Origin of the sequence: Labrys monachus (genome assembly GCF_030814655.1) — a bacterium.
Taxonomy (GTDB): domain Bacteria; phylum Pseudomonadota; class Alphaproteobacteria; order Rhizobiales; family Labraceae; genus Labrys; species Labrys monacha.
This window is the reverse complement of the sequence record NZ_JAUSVK010000001.1, coordinates 4,033,287-4,048,617: the sequence shown is the minus strand read 5'-3', so window position 1 is coordinate 4,048,617 and position 15,331 is coordinate 4,033,287. Positions and strand designations below refer to the sequence as shown.

Annotated in this window: 15 protein-coding genes; 11 read left to right on the top strand and 4 right to left on the bottom strand. The window is 66.1% G+C overall.

What is annotated here, in order from left to right; all coding sequences use genetic code 11:
* Positions 1 to 70: 70 nt before the first annotated feature.
* From J3R73_RS18475 to J3R73_RS18460, 4 genes are all read right to left on the bottom strand, one after another.
* Complete coding sequence (locus tag J3R73_RS18475; protein ID WP_307430007.1) at positions 71 to 1,258, bottom strand: CaiB/BaiF CoA transferase family protein; 1,188 nt, start codon at positions 1,256 to 1,258, stop codon at positions 71 to 73.
* A gap of 1 nt (position 1,259) precedes the next feature.
* On the bottom strand, positions 1,260 to 1,823 hold the full coding sequence (locus J3R73_RS18470; protein WP_307430005.1) for a MaoC family dehydratase: 564 nt from the start codon (positions 1,821 to 1,823) through the stop codon (positions 1,260 to 1,262).
* Between the two features lie 85 nt (positions 1,824 to 1,908).
* Positions 1,909 to 2,748 (bottom strand): amidohydrolase family protein, encoded by an 840-nt coding sequence (locus J3R73_RS18465; RefSeq protein WP_307430002.1) that lies wholly within the window; start codon positions 2,746 to 2,748, stop codon positions 1,909 to 1,911.
* A gap of 114 nt (positions 2,749 to 2,862) precedes the next feature.
* Positions 2,863 to 3,666 (bottom strand): IclR family transcriptional regulator, encoded by an 804-nt coding sequence (locus J3R73_RS18460; RefSeq protein WP_307429999.1) that lies wholly within the window; start codon positions 3,664 to 3,666, stop codon positions 2,863 to 2,865.
* A gap of 220 nt (positions 3,667 to 3,886) precedes the next feature.
* On the opposite strand from J3R73_RS18460, the gene J3R73_RS18455 reads away from it, so the two are divergent.
* The 11 genes from J3R73_RS18455 (at position 3,887) to J3R73_RS18405 (ending at position 15,302) form a co-directional block, all read left to right on the top strand.
* A complete protein-coding gene (locus J3R73_RS18455; RefSeq protein WP_307429996.1) occupies positions 3,887 to 5,200 on the top strand; it encodes an ABC transporter substrate-binding protein in 1,314 nt (437 codons plus the stop codon).
* Positions 5,201 to 5,420: 220 nt separating this feature from the next.
* Positions 5,421 to 6,320 carry a carbohydrate ABC transporter permease gene (locus tag J3R73_RS18450; RefSeq protein ID WP_307437475.1) on the top strand — a complete coding sequence of 300 codons (900 nt, stop codon included), beginning with the start codon at positions 5,421 to 5,423 and terminating at the stop codon, positions 6,318 to 6,320.
* Positions 6,321 to 6,322: 2 nt separating this feature from the next.
* Positions 6,323 to 7,195 (top strand): carbohydrate ABC transporter permease, encoded by an 873-nt coding sequence (locus J3R73_RS18445; protein ID WP_307429993.1) that lies wholly within the window; start codon positions 6,323 to 6,325, stop codon positions 7,193 to 7,195.
* A 3-nt stretch (positions 7,196 to 7,198) separates the two neighbouring features.
* Entirely contained in the window at positions 7,199 to 8,302 is a 1,104-nt protein-coding gene (locus tag J3R73_RS18440) for an ABC transporter ATP-binding protein (protein ID WP_307429990.1), read from the top strand.
* A gap of 3 nt (positions 8,303 to 8,305) precedes the next feature.
* Positions 8,306 to 9,418 carry a mandelate racemase/muconate lactonizing enzyme family protein gene (locus J3R73_RS18435; protein WP_307429987.1) on the top strand — a complete coding sequence of 371 codons (1,113 nt, stop codon included), beginning with the start codon at positions 8,306 to 8,308 and terminating at the stop codon, positions 9,416 to 9,418.
* A 14-nt stretch (positions 9,419 to 9,432) separates the two neighbouring features.
* Positions 9,433 to 9,762 (top strand): L-rhamnose mutarotase, encoded by a 330-nt coding sequence (locus J3R73_RS18430; protein ID WP_307429984.1) that lies wholly within the window; start codon positions 9,433 to 9,435, stop codon positions 9,760 to 9,762.
* A gap of 146 nt (positions 9,763 to 9,908) precedes the next feature.
* Positions 9,909 to 10,985: a Gfo/Idh/MocA family protein gene (locus tag J3R73_RS18425; RefSeq protein ID WP_307429980.1), complete on the top strand. Its 1,077-nt coding sequence runs from the start codon at positions 9,909 to 9,911 to the stop codon at positions 10,983 to 10,985.
* Positions 10,986 to 10,992: 7 nt separating this feature from the next.
* The gene (locus J3R73_RS18420) at positions 10,993 to 11,457 is read left to right on the top strand and encodes a MaoC/PaaZ C-terminal domain-containing protein (RefSeq protein WP_307429978.1); all 465 of its coding nucleotides are present in this window, start codon (positions 10,993 to 10,995) and stop codon (positions 11,455 to 11,457) included.
* Between the two features lie 27 nt (positions 11,458 to 11,484).
* Entirely contained in the window at positions 11,485 to 12,222 is a 738-nt protein-coding gene (locus tag J3R73_RS18415) for an SDR family oxidoreductase (RefSeq protein WP_307429975.1), read from the top strand.
* 187 nt (positions 12,223 to 12,409) lie between these two features.
* A complete protein-coding gene (locus J3R73_RS18410; protein ID WP_307429973.1) occupies positions 12,410 to 13,549 on the top strand; it encodes an extracellular solute-binding protein in 1,140 nt (379 codons plus the stop codon).
* Between the two features lie 157 nt (positions 13,550 to 13,706).
* Positions 13,707 to 15,302: a CYTH and CHAD domain-containing protein gene (locus tag J3R73_RS18405; protein WP_307429969.1), complete on the top strand. Its 1,596-nt coding sequence runs from the start codon at positions 13,707 to 13,709 to the stop codon at positions 15,300 to 15,302.
* Positions 15,303 to 15,331: the final 29 nt, after the last annotated feature.

Below are 15,331 nucleotides of genomic sequence, written 5' to 3'. Positions count from 1 at the left end.
CGAATTCATGCGGCGGTCGGAGGCATGGTCCTCCCTGCGCCCGGCGTGCACGCAGGGCGTTCCCTCGTCGTCACGGCGTGTCGAGGCCGAATTCCTTCCGCAGCCTCACGGTATGCTCGCCGATGCGCGGAGCGGCCGTCTCCATCTTCCGGCGAGCCCCGTTGACGCGGATCGGCGAGCGCGTGGTGCGAATCGAGACGCCGTCGTCCCGCTCCACCGTCTGCAGCATGTCGAGGAGTTTGAAGCCGTCGCTCGCATAGAGCGCGGGCCAGTTCAGGACCTCGGCGCACCAGACGTCGGCGGGTTCCAGGATCGACAGCCAATGGGCGATCGGCCGCACCGCGAGGCGCTCCGCGATGATCCGCTTGAGGCTGTCGCGCTCGGTGAACGCGGCCGATGCCGGCAGGCCGGCGATGTCAGGCAGGTCGAGCAGCGGAGCGAGCCTGTCCAGCGGCATCATGGCGAGCGCCAGCCACGAATCGGACGTCTTGTAGACGCCGTAGGGGGCGGCGAGATAGGCATGCGCGTTGCGGAAGGACGAGCGCACCGGCAGCCTGCCGCCGTCGTTCATGTAGGTGGTCAGCACCTCGAACTGGAAATCGACGAGCGCCTCCAGCAGGCTGGTCTCGACATGGGCGCCGATGCCGGTCCGGCTTTTGCGCACGAGGGCGGCGAGCACGGCCTGGACGATGGCATTGCCGGCGAGGAGGTCGGCAATGGCGAGGCCGAAGGGCACGGGGCCCTGGTCCTCGTCGCCGTTGAGCCACATCACGCCGGAGCGGGCCTGGGCGAGAAGGTCCTGGCCCGGGCGCATCTTCCACGGACCATCGTCGCCATAGCCGGTGATCGAGGCATAGACGATGCCGGGATTGATGGCGGCGGCGGCGGCATGGTCGAGGCCGAGGCGCTCGATCACCCCGGGACGAAAATTCTGGATGACCACGTCCGCCTTCGCGATCAGCCTGCGAACGGCCGCGACGTCGTCCGGGTTCTTGAAATCGGCCGAAAAGCTCTCCTTGCCGCGATTGATGGCGTGGAACAGGGTCGAATCCCCGCCGATCTCGGTGTCGGAAAGATAGAGGCGGCGGCAGAGGTCACCGCCGTCGGGGCGTTCGATCTTGATGACCCTGGCGCCGAGGTCCGACAACCGCAGGGCCGAGAACGGGCCCGACAGGAACTGGCTCATATCCAGCACGAGGATGCCGTCCAGCAGTTTGGCGTCGCCGATGTCGTCCGCCGAAAGAGAGGTCGCAGTCATTTCACCGTTCGTTTCTGTCTTCGAAGAGAGGGGCGAAGCTCGCCGCGTCGCGGTATTTCACGGTCTGGAGATGTTCGCAGTAGAGCACGAGCTCGCCTTCGCCCTTGAACACCTCGTAGGAACAGCGGATCAGGCCGAGCTCCCGATATTTCGGCCTTTTATCCAGATTGGTGCGGATCGTGTAGATGGTGTCGCCGATGAAGGTCGGCTTGATGAAGCGCAGCCTGTCATAGCCGTAGGAGAAGGCGTTGACGCAGTTGGTCGCGACCAGGCCGAGGCCGGCTGAGAACACGAAGGCGCCGGCCACCAGGCGCCTGCCGAACACGCCTTCGCTGCGGGCGAAGATCTCGTCGGCGACATAGGGATGCATGTCGGTGACGAGGGCGTTGAACTGCATGGATTCGCCCTCGGAGATGGTCCGCCGGAGGGACCGGATCCTATGGCCGACTTCGAAGTCCTCGTAGAACCAGTTCTCGGCGTTCCAGACCGGCAGCGCCGCGTGGTCTTCGGGCATGGTGGCGGGAAAGGTGCTGGCGATACCGACTGTCGGCTTGAATTCCGTCATGGCAACCTCTGGAGCGCGGACATCCTGTCCGCTCTTGGGGGGTGTTCGGCGAGGACAGAAGGCGGAGGATGTCCGCGCTCCGGGGCTACAGCCGCCAGATGCGCCGGGCATTGCGATGAAACAGGCCTTCCCGCTCGCCTTCGCTGCAGCCGGCGAGCAGGGCATGCGTCGCCGCCACCCAGGTCGAGAGCGAGGCGTTGAGCGTGCAGACCGGCCAATCGCTGCCCCACACCACGCGGTCCCAGCCGAAGCTGGCGATGACATGCTCGACGAACGGCCTCAGATCCGCCACCGTCCAGTTCGCTCCGTCGGCATAGGCGACGACGCCCGAGATCTTGGCGGCGACATGGGGCCGCTTCGCCAATGCCGAGACGGCCTCGCGCCAGGGATGCTCGGCGCGGTCCTTGATCGCCGGCACGCCGCAGTGATCGAGCACGAACGAGACGTCGGGCGCGCTGTCCGCCACGGCGATCGCCTTCTCGATCTGATGCGGCAGCACGCACAGGTCGAAGGGGCGGCCGGTCCCGGCCAGACGTGCGATGTTGGCGCGGAAGAGGGCGCCTTCGCTGAGGTCGTCGCGCTCGGTATGAAGAACGCGGCGAAAGCCCTTGATGAAGGGATTGGCGCATTGGCGTTCGAGGAAGGCGGGGAAATCCACGCTTTCCGGGCGACAGGCGCTGATGGCGCCGCGCAGCAGGGTCTGTCGCGCGCGCGACAGGCCCTCGACATAGGCGTTCTCCGCCTCGATCATCGCGGGGTCGACATCGACCTCCATATGGAGGGCGTCGGTGATGCCGCAGCGCAGGGCCTCGCGCTCATAGCTCTGGTAGCTGAAGGTGCGGCGCAGCGCTTCGGCCCCGTCGAGCCACGGATAGCGCAGCGCCTCGAGGTCGACGATGTGCAGATGGGTGTCGATGAGCGGCATGCCGGTTCCCCCGGATCTTTTATCGTCGTTGGGTCGATGGAATAAATCACTAATGAAAGTTTCATTCAAATAAAAACTCATTGCGGCGGCCGTTCCTGAGCGAGACGGGCCGGCCTATCCTGCATGGGCGCCGTATGCCTCCTCCGGCTCGGCCTGCCCGCCGAGCGTACGGGAAAGAACCGAAGCGGCCTCGACGATCATGGCGATCGCCTCGGCGATGTCCGGCGCCTTGCGGCCGAGCGGGGAGATGTAGGGGCAGGTCAGCGCGGCGAGGGCGTGGCCATCCGGCCCCAGGATCGGCGCCGACAGGTTGTAGACGCCGGCCGTCTGCATGCTGGGCATGATCTCATAGCCGCGCAGGCGGGCCTGGGCGAGGCGCTCCTCCAGGTCGTCCGGCGGCTCGTCGTCCGGCGCGCTTTCGTGCTCGGCGATCATCATGGCGCGCTCTTCGGCGGAGCGGAACGCCATGAGGATGTGGCCCGAGCCGGTGTTGAACAGGCTCACTTTCGCGCCGACGCGGATGGCCATGCCCCAATAGCCGGGAGCATCGATCTGGGCGATCACGATGACGCCGGCCTGGTCGTAGACCGCCAGATGGTTGGATTGCAGCGTCCGGGCGGCGAGGTCCCGCATGAGCGGCGTCGCCTGCGACACCAGCCGGCGGATCGGGCGATGCAGATGCGCGAGGCCGAAAAGGCGCAGCGTCAGCTCGTAGCGGTCGCTCTCGTTGCGGGCGACGTAGCCGCGCCGGACCAGCCGCTCGAGCATGCGGTAATTCTCGTTCGGCGTGCGTCCGAGCGCCTTGGCGATCTCGGCCTGGGTCAGGGCCCCGTCGACGGACGCCAGCAATTCGAGGATATCCAGTCCCTTGTCCAGCGCCGGAGCCCGATAGCGGTCTGCGTCATGGCCTTCGTTCATCGGCGGATACCCCATGTCGGGTTGATGCCACGTCTCGGGTGAACCCTATTGGCCGGGCGCCGGGCCGTCCATGGCGGCGCGGCGAGGTCCACCGGTCGATTGACAGGGCGGAATGCGTATGATTTGCTAGTAAATGTTGCATCCAAATTTGGGCAAGACAAGAGACTTTGTTTCCTGGCGGGCATCAAGCCCGCGGGCAGGCACGGCAAGGGAGGAAATGATGAGACAGACGATGCTGTGGGCCTCGATGCTGGCGCTCGCGGTCGGGCAGGGGCCCGCCATGGCGGACGGCTTGCCGGGATCCTTTCCGGGCGTGACCATCGACGCCAAGCTCATCGGCGGCCAGCAATACGAGCCGCTCTACGGGCGCATCGCCGCCTGGGAGAAGGCCACCGGCGCCAAGGTCAACATCGTCTCGAAGAAGAACTATTTCGACCTCGACAAGGAATTCAAATCGGACATCGCCTCCGGCACCATCTCCTGGTGCGTCGGCTCGAACCACACATCCTTCGCGCCGGGCTATCCCGATCTCTACACCGACCTGACGCCGCTCCTGCCCAAGGAAGAGCTCGACAAGTTCGTTCCCGCCAACCTCAAGGCCTCGACGATAGACGGCAAGCTGCTGATGCTGCCGCGGGCCCAGTTCGACGTCTCCGCGCTCTATTACCAGAAGAGCCTCTATACCGACGATGCCCGCAGGAAGGCGTTCAAGGACAAATACGGCTACGAGTTGGCACCGCCCAAGACCTTCAAGGAATTCGGCGACCAGGCGATCTTCTTCTCCAGCCCGCCCAATTTCTACGGCACGGAATTCGCCGGCAAGGAGGAGGCCATCAACGGCCGCTTCTATGAATTGCTGGTCGCCGAGGGCGGGCAATATATCGATGACGCCGGCAAGCCGGCCTTCAATTCCGCGGCCGGCGAGCGCGCCCTCCAATGGTTCGTCGACCTTTACAAGGCCAAGGCCGTTCCGGCCGGCACCACGAATTATCTCTGGGACGATCTCGGACAGGGCTTCGCCTCCGGCACCATCGCGCTCGATCTCGACTGGCCGGGCTGGGCGACGTTCTTCAACGACCCCAAGTCTTCCAAGGTCGCCGGCAATGTCGGCGTGATCGTGCAGCCGATGGGGTCTTCCGGCAAGCGCTCGGGCTGGTCGGGCGCCCACGGTTTCTCGGTGACCGAATCCTGCACCCACAAGGATGCCGCCGCCTCGCTCGTCTGGTGGCTGACCAATGAGGACAGCCAGAAGGTGGAAGCCGCCAATGGCTCGCTGCCGACCCGCACGGCGGTGTGGGACTGGGACATCCAGCAGGCGAACGGCAACGCCTACAAGACCGAAGTGCTGACCGCCTTCCAGGAAGCGGCGAAGAACGCCTTTCCGGTGCCGCCGATCGCCGAGTGGATCGACATCTCCAATGCCGTCTATCCGGAATGGCAGGCCGCTGTTCTCGGCGACAAGACCGTCAAGCAGGCGCTGGCCGACGCCGACGCCAAGGCGATCAAGGTGCTGCAGGACGCCGGCAAGATGTAGCCGGTCTCGAACGCGGCGAGGCATTCTTCACCCTCCCCTGGAGGGGGAGGGTCGAGGCGGAGCCTCGGGGTGGGGTGCCTTCCTGCGGAGAATACCATCTTTCTGAAATGCCCTAAAGCTTTGGAACGTCGAGCCTTTTCACCCCATCCAGCTCTGCGAGCCGCCCCTCCCCCTCCAGGGGAGGGTGAAATTCACGCCCCTCCAGCCTGAAACCGAGGCGATGAAGCCCTTCCGTATCAGCACGCCCTTCCTGCTGCTCCTGCCCGCGATCCTGATCCTCGCCGCGGTGGTGATCGTGCCGCTGGCGCTGTCGCTCTATTCGAGCTTCACGCCCTATCAGCTGATCAGGCCCAACACGCTCTTCGTCTTCATCGGGCTGCGCAACTATGCCAACATCCTGGCGGACACCGATTTCTGGTGGGCGTTCGGGCGCACGGTGCTGCTCCTCACCGTCGCGCTCAACCTGGAGATGCTGCTGGGCCTCGGCCTCGCCATCCTCGTGGACAAGGCGACGCGGGGCCAGCGCGTGCTGCGCACGCTCCTGATGTTTCCGATGATGTTCTCGCCGATCCTGGTCGGCTTCCAGTTCAAATTCATGTTCAACGACAATGTCGGGCTGATCAACAACGCTCTGCAATCGCTGCACGTCACGCAGACGCCGATCCCCTGGCTGATCAACGGCGCGCTCGCCTTCTTCGCCATCCTGATGGCGGAAGTCTGGTCGTCGACGCCCGTCTTCGCCATCCTGATCCTGGCCGGTCTCCTCGCCATGCCGCGCGAGCCGATCGAGGCGGCGCGTGTCGACGGCTGCACGCCCTGGCAGAGCTTTCGCTATGTCACCTGGCCGTTCATCATGCCTTTCGCCTATATCGCCATGACCATCCGCTCCCTCGATGTCGGCCGGGCCTTCGACATCGTGAAGATCATGACGGATGGCGGCCCGGCCGGGCGCACCGAGCTGATCTGGACCCTGATCGGCCGCACCGCCTTCAACGGCAGCGGCCATATGGGCTACGCCAATGCGATGGCCTATTTCTCGATCCTGCTGTCCATCGCCTTCACCTATTATTTCTATCGCAAGCTGGCGGCCGCCCGCACGCAGATCGCGGCGGAGTGGTGATCATGGCGGTCGATCGCAATCGCGCCTCCCGCAACAGCCGCCGCCTCGCCGCGGCCGGCCACGCCGTCGGCCTGTTCCTCGCCATGCTCTTCATCTGCCTGCCCGGGGCGTGGATCGTGCTCAACGCGCTGCGGCCGACCGTCGAGATCATGGCCAAGCCGCCGGTATGGATCCCGCAGAGCCTGTCGCTCGACGCGTTCACCGCCATGTTCGGTGCGGCGGGGCAGGGCGGAGTGCCCGTCTTCGATTATTTCCGCAACTCGCTGATCATCTCGGTCACCTCGACGGTGATCGCGCTCGGGGTCGGCATGGCCGGCGGCTACGCCTTCGCGCGCTTCCGCTTCAAGGGCAAGTCGGCGCTCTTCCTCGCCTTCATGCTGACGCGCACCGTGCCGGGTGTGGCGCTGATGCTGCCGCTCTTCATCGTCTATTCGCGGCTGCACATCATCGACACCGATTTCGCGCTGATCCTCACCTATGTCGCGCTGAACATCCCCTTCACCATCTGGCTCATCGACGGCTTCTTCCGGCAGGTGCCGCGCGATCTCGCCGAAGCCGCGCAGATCGACGGCTGTACGCGCTGGCAGGCGTTCTGGACGGTCGAATTTCCCCTGGCGGGGCCCGGCATCGCCTCTTCCGGCATCTTCGCCTTCCTCACCTCGTGGAACGAATTCGCGCTGGCTTCGCAATTGACGCGCTCGGTCGCCTCGCGGACCCTGCCGCCGGGCCTGCTCGACTACACCTCCGAATTCACCATCGACTGGCGCGGCATGTGCGCCCTCGCCGTCGTGATGATCGTGCCGGCGCTGGCGCTGACCTTCATCGTGCAGAAACATCTGGTGTCCGGCCTCACCTCCGGCGCCGTCAAAGGCTGATTCATGGCAACTGTCTCGCTCCAGAAGCTGGTCAAGCGCTACGGCGACGTGGAGATCGTGCACGGCATCGATCTCGACATCGCCGACCGCGAATTCATCGCCCTGGTCGGCCCGTCGGGCTGCGGCAAGTCCACCACCCTGCGCATGATCGCAGGGCTGGAGGACGTCTCCGGCGGATCGATCCGCATCGGCGGCGACGTCGTCAACGACCTTCCCCCGCGCTCGCGCAACATCTCGATGGTGTTCCAGTCCTATGCGCTCTACCCGCATATGACGGTGCGCGAGAACATGGGCTTCTCGCTGAAGATCGCCAGGCGGCCGCAGCCCGAGATCGACAGCCGCGTGCTGGAGGCGGCGGCGATCCTGCATCTCGAGCCGCTGCTCGACCGCAGGCCGTCGCAGCTCTCCGGCGGCCAGCGCCAGCGCGTCGCCATGGGCCGGGCCATCGTGCGCCAGCCCGAGGTGTTCCTGTTCGACGAGCCGCTGTCCAACCTCGACGCCAAGCTGCGCAACGAGATGCGGACGGAGATCAAGAAGCTGCACGCCAAGGTGCAGGCGACTGTCGTCTACGTCACCCACGACCAGGTCGAGGCGATGACGCTGGCCGACCGCATCGTCATCATGCGCGACGGCCATATCGAGCAGGTCGGCACGCCGGACGAGGTGTTCTCCCGCCCGGCGACGAAATTCGTCGCCGGCTTCATCGGATCGCCGCCGATGAACCTCGTCGACGCGGTGGTCGAGGGAGACCGGATCCGGTTCGCCAACGGGGACGGCCTGCCCATCCCGCCGCAATTCGCGCCCGAGCTGGCGCCCGGCCGGAAGATCACCCTCGGGCTGCGGCCGGACGACCTCTATCCCACCGGGCACGGCCTGCATTCGGGCGACGCCGCCGCCGTGCACCAGCGCGACCTCGAGGTCGCGCTCACCGAGCCGCTCGGCAACGAGACGCTCGTCTTCGTCGAGTTCGCCGGCCGCGAATGGGTCTCGCGCATGCTGAACCCGCGTCCGCTCGCCATCGGAGCGCCGGTTCCGATGAGCTTCGACCTTTCCAACGCCCATCTCTTCGCGGCCGACACCGGCCGTGCCATCCCGCGCAGGAGCTGACGCATGGCCCGCATCGAGAAAATCGAACTGCGCATGGTCGACCTTCCGCCCAAGGTGAAGCGGACGGATGCCATTCAAAGCTTCGTCTCGCAGGAGACGCCGATCGTGACGATCACCGATGCCGACGGCGCCGTCGGCACCGGCTATTCCTACACGATCGGCACCGGCGGCTCCTCCGTGATGCGCCTCCTCGCCGACCATCTGGCGCCGCGGCTGATCGGCGCCGACGCCGACCGTATCGAAGCGATCTGGCACGACCTCGAATTCGCGACCCATGCCACCACGATCGGGGCGATCTCCGCCATCGCATTGGCCGCCATCGACACCGCCTTGTGGGACCTGCGGGCGAAACGCCAGAACCTCCCGCTCTGGATCCTCGCCGGCGGCGCCAAGGACCGCTGCCCGCTCTACACCACCGAGGGCGGCTGGCTGCATATTCCGCGCGAAGCGCTGGTCGAGGACGCGCTGGCCGCCAAGGCGAAGGGCTTTCGCGGCTCGAAGGTCAAGATCGGGCGGCCGCATGTCTCGGAGGACCTCGCGCGGCTTTCGGCGGTGCGCGCCGCCGTCGGCTCCGCCTTCGAGATCATGACCGATGCCAATCAGGGCTTCATGGTCGACGAGGCCGTCCGCCGCGCCGGCCGATTCGAAGAGCTCGACCTCGCCTGGATCGAGGAGCCGCTGCCGGCGGACGACATCGACGGCCATGTACGGCTGACGCGGTCGACCTCGACGCCGATCGCGATCGGCGAATCGCTCTACTCGATCCGCCATTTCCGCGAATATATGGCCAAGGGCGCCTGCTCCATCGTGCAGACGGATGTGGGGCGCATCGGCGGCATCACGCCCTGGCTCAAGGTCGCCCATGCGGCGGAAGCCTTCGACATCCCGGTCTGTCCGCATTTCCTGATGGAGCTGCATGTCAGCCTGACCTGCGCGGTCCCGAACGGAAAATATGTCGAATATATTCCCCAGCTCGACGATCTCACCCATAAGGGCATGACGATCGAGGACGGCATGGCGCTCGCGCCCTCCGAGCCGGGGATCGGCATCGACTGGGACTGGGACGCCGTCAAGGCGCGCAGCGTTCCGGAATTCACGCGCGAGATAAGCGCATAAGGGAGGAAGCGACGATGAAGCGCATGGGCATGATCCTCGGCCTCAGGCCAGAGCATATCGCCGAATACAAGCGCATCCATGCGGATGTCTGGCCGAGCGTGCTGGCGCGGATCTCGCAATGCCACATCCGCAACTACACGATCTTCCTGCGCGAGCCGGAAAACCTGCTTTTCGCTTATTGGGAATATCACGGCACCGATTTCGCGGCCGATGCGGCGGAAATGGCGGCCGATCCGGTCACGCAGGACTGGTGGAAGATCTGCATGCCGATGCAGGCGCCGCTCGAGACCCGCGCGGAAGGCGAATGGTGGGCCTCGATGGAAGAGGTCTTCCACCATGACTGACGGGGCTTCCCTGGGAGCGCGGGCATCCCGCCCGCCTCTTGAGCCGCAGCCGGTTGCAGCCGGCCTGCGACGGGTGCGCTCGTGGACGGGAAGGGCGGACAGGATGTCCGCGCGCCCGGGAGCGGTGCCTCTCGACCGAGAGGGCGGTGTCCATGTCCTTTGATCCGGCTGTCCTGCGCCAATCCTGGCCGATGCCGGCAGAGGCCCGGCCGATCGTCACCGTCGGCGCGGGATCGATCGTCGCCGATGCGCATTTTCCTGCCTATCGCAAGGCGGGATTCCCGATCGCCGGCCTGTTCGACCTCGATCCGGCCCGGGCCGAAAGGGTCGCCGCCGATTTCGGCGTCGAACGGGTGTTCGGCAGCCTCGACGAGGCGACCGCCGTTCCGGACGCGGTATTCGATCTCGCTACGCCGCCCGGCGCCCATCTCGACGTGCTGCGGCGGCTGCCGGACGGTGCGGCCGTGCTGCTGCAGAAGCCGATGGGGCGCGATCTCGCCGAAGCCACCGCGATCCTCCAACTGGCGCGGGCCAAGGGCCTGAAGGCCGCCGTCAACTTCCAGCTCCGCTTCTCGCCGATGATGCTGGCGGTGCAGGATGCCGTGGCGCGCGGCCTGCTCGGCAGGCTCGTCGACGTCGAGGTCCATCTTGCCATCGACACGCCCTGGCATTTGTTCGCCTTCCTCAAAGGCATGCCGCGCGTCGAGATCGCCGTGCATTCGATCCATTATCTGGATCTGATCCGCTCCTTCCTCGGCGACCCCGCCGGCGTGCACGCCAAGACCATCGGCCATCCCGCCTCCGAGATGGCGCAGACGCGGACCTCGGCGATCCTCGATTATGGTGATGACGTCCGCTGTACCCTGTCGATCAACCACAACCATGCCTTCGGGCGGCGCAACCAGGTGGCCGAGTTCCGCTTCGACGGCACCGAGGGCGCCGCGCATGTCAAGCTAGGCCTGCTGCTCGATTATCCCCGCGGCGAACCCGACGAGGTCTGGCTGCGACCGAAGGGCGAGGCCGATTGGGTGCAGGTGCCGCTGACGGGCGGCTGGTTCCCCGACGCCTTCGTCGGGCGCATGGCCAATCTCCAGCGCTTCGCTTCGGGGGAGGACGCCGAACTCGCCGCCTCGCTCGAGGATGCCTGGTCCACCATGGCGCTGGTCGAGGCGGCCTTCGCGTCCAGCGCCGCGCCGGCGACGCCCCTTGCTCCCCGTCCGTGAGGAAACGATGGCCGAACAGACCGTCCATTTCGAGGACTACCAGCTCGGCCATGTGCGCCTGACCACAGGCCGCACCATCACCGAGACCGATATCGTCGTCCACGCCGGCCATACCGGGGATTTCTTTCCCCACCACATGGACGCCGAATTCATGAAGGATTCGGCCTTCGGCCAGCGCATCGCACACGGCACGCTGGTATTCGCCGTCGGGATCGGCCTCACCGCGACGCTGATCAATCCCGTGGCATTTTCCTATGGCTATGACCGCCTTCGCTTCGTGCGCCCGGTCTTCATCGGCGACACCACCCGCACGCGCGTAACCGTCTTCGCCAAGGAGGACGATCCCAAGCGGCCCGGCCAGGGCAGGGTGATCGAACGCTGCGAGGTGATCAACCAGCGTGACGAAGTCGTCCTTGCTGCCGATCACATCCTGCTCGTACAACGCAAATCGCCCGATACTCTATCGGTTTGAATCGAAATCATAAGACGGAGAATGGAGATGACTCTTTCCTTGAAGGGCAAGACCGCGCTGGTCACGGCGGCTGCCCAGGGCATCGGGCGGGCCTCGGTGGAAGCGCTCGCCCGCGCCGGCGCGCGCGTGATCGCGACCGATATCGCCGACGACAAGCTGGCGGACCTTGCCGCCATCGAAGGCGTCACGGTCGCCCGTCTGGACGTCCTGTCGCCGGATGCCATCGCCTCCTTCGCCCATCTCCACGCCAAGGATGTCGACATCCTCTTCAACTGCGCCGGCGTCGTGCATGGCGGCACCATCCTGGAGTGCAGCGAGAAGGACTGGAACTTCGCGTTCGACCTCAACGTCACCGCGATGTTCCGCATGATCCGCGCCTTCCTGCCGGGCATGCTGGAAAAGGGGGATGGCAGCATCATCAACATGGCGTCGCTCGCCTCGAGCGTGAAGGGCGTGCCGAACCGCTTCGCCTACCAGGCCTCGAAGGCGGCCGTCGTCGGCATCACCAAGTCGGTCGCCGCCGACTATGTCAGCAAGGGCATCCGCTGCAACGCCATCGCTCCCGGCACGGTCGAAAGCCCGTCCCTGCGCGAGCGCCTGGAAGCGACGGGCGACTATGAAGCCGCGCGCAAGGCCTTCATCGCCCGCCAGCCGATCGGCCGTATCGGCCAGCCGGAGGAAATCGCCGATCTCGTCGTCTATCTCGCCGGGGCGACCTACACCACCGGACAGGTCCACGTCATCGACGGCGGGTGGTCGGCCTGAACGGCGTCTTTCGCATCCTCGCCATGCGGGAGGGGACGCCGGCTCTCGGCTCTTCCCGCATGGGGCGAGGCGATCGCCTCTGAATGCGATGTCATCCCGGACGCGATGCGGCACGCGGTGGCGCTTCGCAGATAATCCCACGGGAAACGAGACAATCCCCGAGGAAGAACAGGTGGAAAGTCAGGGAATGAGCATCAAGCTGCAGGGCATGACGTGGAGCCATCCGCGTGGCTATGATCCCATGGTCGCGGTCTCCGCAACCTGGAAGGAGCGGACCGGCGTCGAGATCGCCTGGGACAAGCGCTCCCTGCAGGATTTCGAATCCTATCCGGTCGAGGACCTCGCCGCGCGCTACGATTTCATCGTGATCGACCATCCCCATGTCGGGCAGATCACGCATGAGAAATGCCTGCTGCCGCTCGACGTGCCGGGCCGCGAAGCCGAGCGCGCCGCGCTGCGGGCGGGCAGCGTCGGCAAGTCCTATGACAGCTACACCTGGCAGGGCCGGCAATGGGCCTTTCCGATCGACGCGGCGGCGCAGGTGCAGGCCTATCGGCCGGACCGCCTCGGCCGCGCGGTGCGCCGATGGGACGACGTGATGGCGTTGGCGCGGCAGGGCCGGGTCGCCATCCCGCTGCGTCCGCCGCATTCGCTGATGTCGTTCTACACGCTGGCGGCCCATATCGGCGAGCCCTGCCACGACGCGGGACCCCTGCTGATCGGGCCGGCGACGGGCGTTGCCGTCCTCGAACGCCTGCGGACGCTCGCCGCACTCGTCGACCCCCGCAATTTCGAGCAGGATCCGATCGCCGTGCTCGAAGACATGGCCGCCGCCGATGCCGGCATCGATTGCGTGCCGCTGACCTATGGCTATGTGCCCTATGCCCGCGACGGCTTCCGCGCCCATCGCGTGGGCTTCGGCGATATACCTGTCGACGGCGATCTCCCGCCGCGGGGCTCGGCGCTCGGGGGGACCGGCATTGCCGTTTCCGCGCGCACGCAGCATCCGCAGGCCGCGCTCGATTTTGCCTATTTCATCGCCAGCGGCGCGGTGCAGGAAGGCATCTTCGCGCGATCCGGCGGGCAGCCGGGCCATGACCTCGCCTGGAGGGACGCCGGCATCAACGCCGATACCCATGATTTCTACCGGGATACCCGCGCAACGCTGGAAGCGGCCTGGGTACGGCCCCGCCACGACGGCTACATGCCCTTCCAGCATGCCGCATCCGAGCTCATCAACGACGCGCTGCTGGACCGCGCGAGCGCTTCCGCCTGCGTTTCCGAACTCAATCGCCTCTTCGCCGCGAGCCAGGAATCCGGCCTGTAACCCCCCGGAAGACGCATCGCCCGGCAATGCCGGCGGTGCGTTTTTGCCCGGCTGATCTGTAGTATGTGACAAGGTGCTGTGCCATAGGTCCGGAAATTCATTGAAACGTCACAATCGCCCGCCTGCGGTTTGAACTATCGTGATCTGGAGCGCTATCGTGCAATTAGGCGTCAATTCTGATCCGGCCGATCCCGTCCTCCCCCCGATGCCACCGGTTGCTGCGAACAAGGAAATCGAGCTGAAGCTGCTCGTGCCCGCAGGCACGCTCGACAGTCTCGCCGACGTGCCGATCATCGCGCAGAACGCCCGCAACCGGGGTGTCTTCCGCAAGTTCGAGAATGCCTATTACGACACGCCGGACCGCCAGCTCTTCCGGAACGGCATCTCGCTGCGCGTGCGGCGCAGTGGCAAGACCTTCATCCAGACCCTCAAGCGCCCGGTGGACGGGACGGACCCGCTGTCGCGCCACGAATGGGAAGTGGCCGTGCCGGATTTCGCGCCGCATCTCGACCTGCTGCCCCTCGATGAAATCGGCGCGGGTCTCGTGGGCGTGACCGATGCGGTGCTGGAGCAGGTGTTCGCCACGCGTTTCCGCCGCCGGGTCCAGATGGTCGATCTGCCCTCGGCCAGTATCGAGCTGTCCTATGACAGCGGTTCGATCGAGGCCGGCACCCGGCGCGAGGCGATCTGCGAAATCGAGATCGAGCTGAAGAGCGGCAATCCGGTGGCGCTCTACGACATCGCCCTGTCGCTGCTCGATTCCGCGCCGCTGCGCGTCGGCACGCTGACAAAGGCCGATCGCGGCTATCAGCTCGCCTATGACGTCGCCGCCGAGGGAACGCGTTCGGCGAAGGCGAGCATTTCGGCGTCCGACAATATCGACGAGATCGTCTCCAAGCTGCTCGGCGACTGCCGGCGGCACATGGTGGCCAACCAGGCGGCCGTCGAGGCGGGCAAGGCGCCCGAAGGCGTCCACCAGATGCGGGTGGCGCTGCGGCGCATGCGGACGGCGATCTCGATCCTGCAGCGGCAGATCGGCTCGCCCACGCTCCAGCGCCTGGGCGGCGAGGCCAAATGGCTCGCTTCCGCGCTCGGCGCCGTGCGCAATTGGGACGTGCTGGTCACCGATACGGTTCCGCAGATCGAAGCCCATTGCGCCGACCGTGCGGCGTTCGATGCCCTGCGCCAAAGCGTCGAGCCCCATCGCCTTTCGGGCTATGCCGCGCTGCGCGAGCTGTTCGCCGGCCAGCGCTACAACCGCTTCCTTCTGATGCTCGGCCACACCATCGAGCGCCGGGTCTGGCGCAACGACATCGCCAGCGCTTCGCTCACCATCCTCGCGGAGACCGCCGACGGCTTCGCACGCCAGGCCCTCGATCGGCTGCACCGGCGGTCGCTGAAGGCCGGCTCCCATTTCAAGCGGCTGCAGCCCGTGGCCCAGCACGAGCTGCGCCTGGTGCTCAAGAAGCTGCGCTACACCGCCGAGTTCTTCCGCAATGTCTTCGAATCGGAAGACGATGCCCAGCGCTATCTCGCCCGCCTCGCCGCGCTGCAGCAGAGCCTCGGCGTCGCCAACGATACGGCCACTACCGGCGGGCTGCTTTCCGTGCTGGTGGACGGGGCGAGCAGTTTCGACCTCCACCGCGGCGCCGGACTGATCGCCGGCTGGCAGGCGCGTGACAGGCTGGCCGGATCCGGCAAGCTGCACAAGGTCTGGAAGCGCTTTGCGCAAGGCGAGCCTTTCTGGCAATAGGCGATTGCCAGCGCGCTGAAACTGCGGCA

Bases quoted from the DNA above. Each gene is read 5' to 3' on its own strand.
- J3R73_RS18470 (WP_307430005.1), bottom strand. From the start codon at position 1,823: ATGACGGAATTCAAGCCGACAGTCGGTATCGCCAGCACCTTTCCCGCC.
- J3R73_RS18410 (WP_307429973.1), top strand. From the start codon at position 12,410: ATGAGCATCAAGCTGCAGGGCATGACGTGGAGCCATCCGCGTGGCTAT.
- J3R73_RS18465 (WP_307430002.1), bottom strand. From the start codon at position 2,748: ATGCCGCTCATCGACACCCATCTGCACATCGTCGACCTCGAGGCGCTG.
- J3R73_RS18445 (WP_307429993.1), top strand. From the start codon at position 6,323: ATGGCGGTCGATCGCAATCGCGCCTCCCGCAACAGCCGCCGCCTCGCC.
- J3R73_RS18440 (WP_307429990.1), top strand. From the start codon at position 7,199: ATGGCAACTGTCTCGCTCCAGAAGCTGGTCAAGCGCTACGGCGACGTG.
- J3R73_RS18415 (WP_307429975.1), top strand. From the start codon at position 11,485: ATGACTCTTTCCTTGAAGGGCAAGACCGCGCTGGTCACGGCGGCTGCC.
- J3R73_RS18435 (WP_307429987.1), top strand. From the start codon at position 8,306: ATGGCCCGCATCGAGAAAATCGAACTGCGCATGGTCGACCTTCCGCCC.
- J3R73_RS18460 (WP_307429999.1), bottom strand. From the start codon at position 3,666: ATGAACGAAGGCCATGACGCAGACCGCTATCGGGCTCCGGCGCTGGAC.
- J3R73_RS18450 (WP_307437475.1), top strand. From the start codon at position 5,421: ATGAAGCCCTTCCGTATCAGCACGCCCTTCCTGCTGCTCCTGCCCGCG.
- J3R73_RS18455 (WP_307429996.1), top strand. From the start codon at position 3,887: ATGAGACAGACGATGCTGTGGGCCTCGATGCTGGCGCTCGCGGTCGGG.
- J3R73_RS18430 (WP_307429984.1), top strand. From the start codon at position 9,433: ATGAAGCGCATGGGCATGATCCTCGGCCTCAGGCCAGAGCATATCGCC.
- J3R73_RS18475 (WP_307430007.1), bottom strand. From the start codon at position 1,258: ATGACTGCGACCTCTCTTTCGGCGGACGACATCGGCGACGCCAAACTG.
- J3R73_RS18420 (WP_307429978.1), top strand. From the start codon at position 10,993: ATGGCCGAACAGACCGTCCATTTCGAGGACTACCAGCTCGGCCATGTG.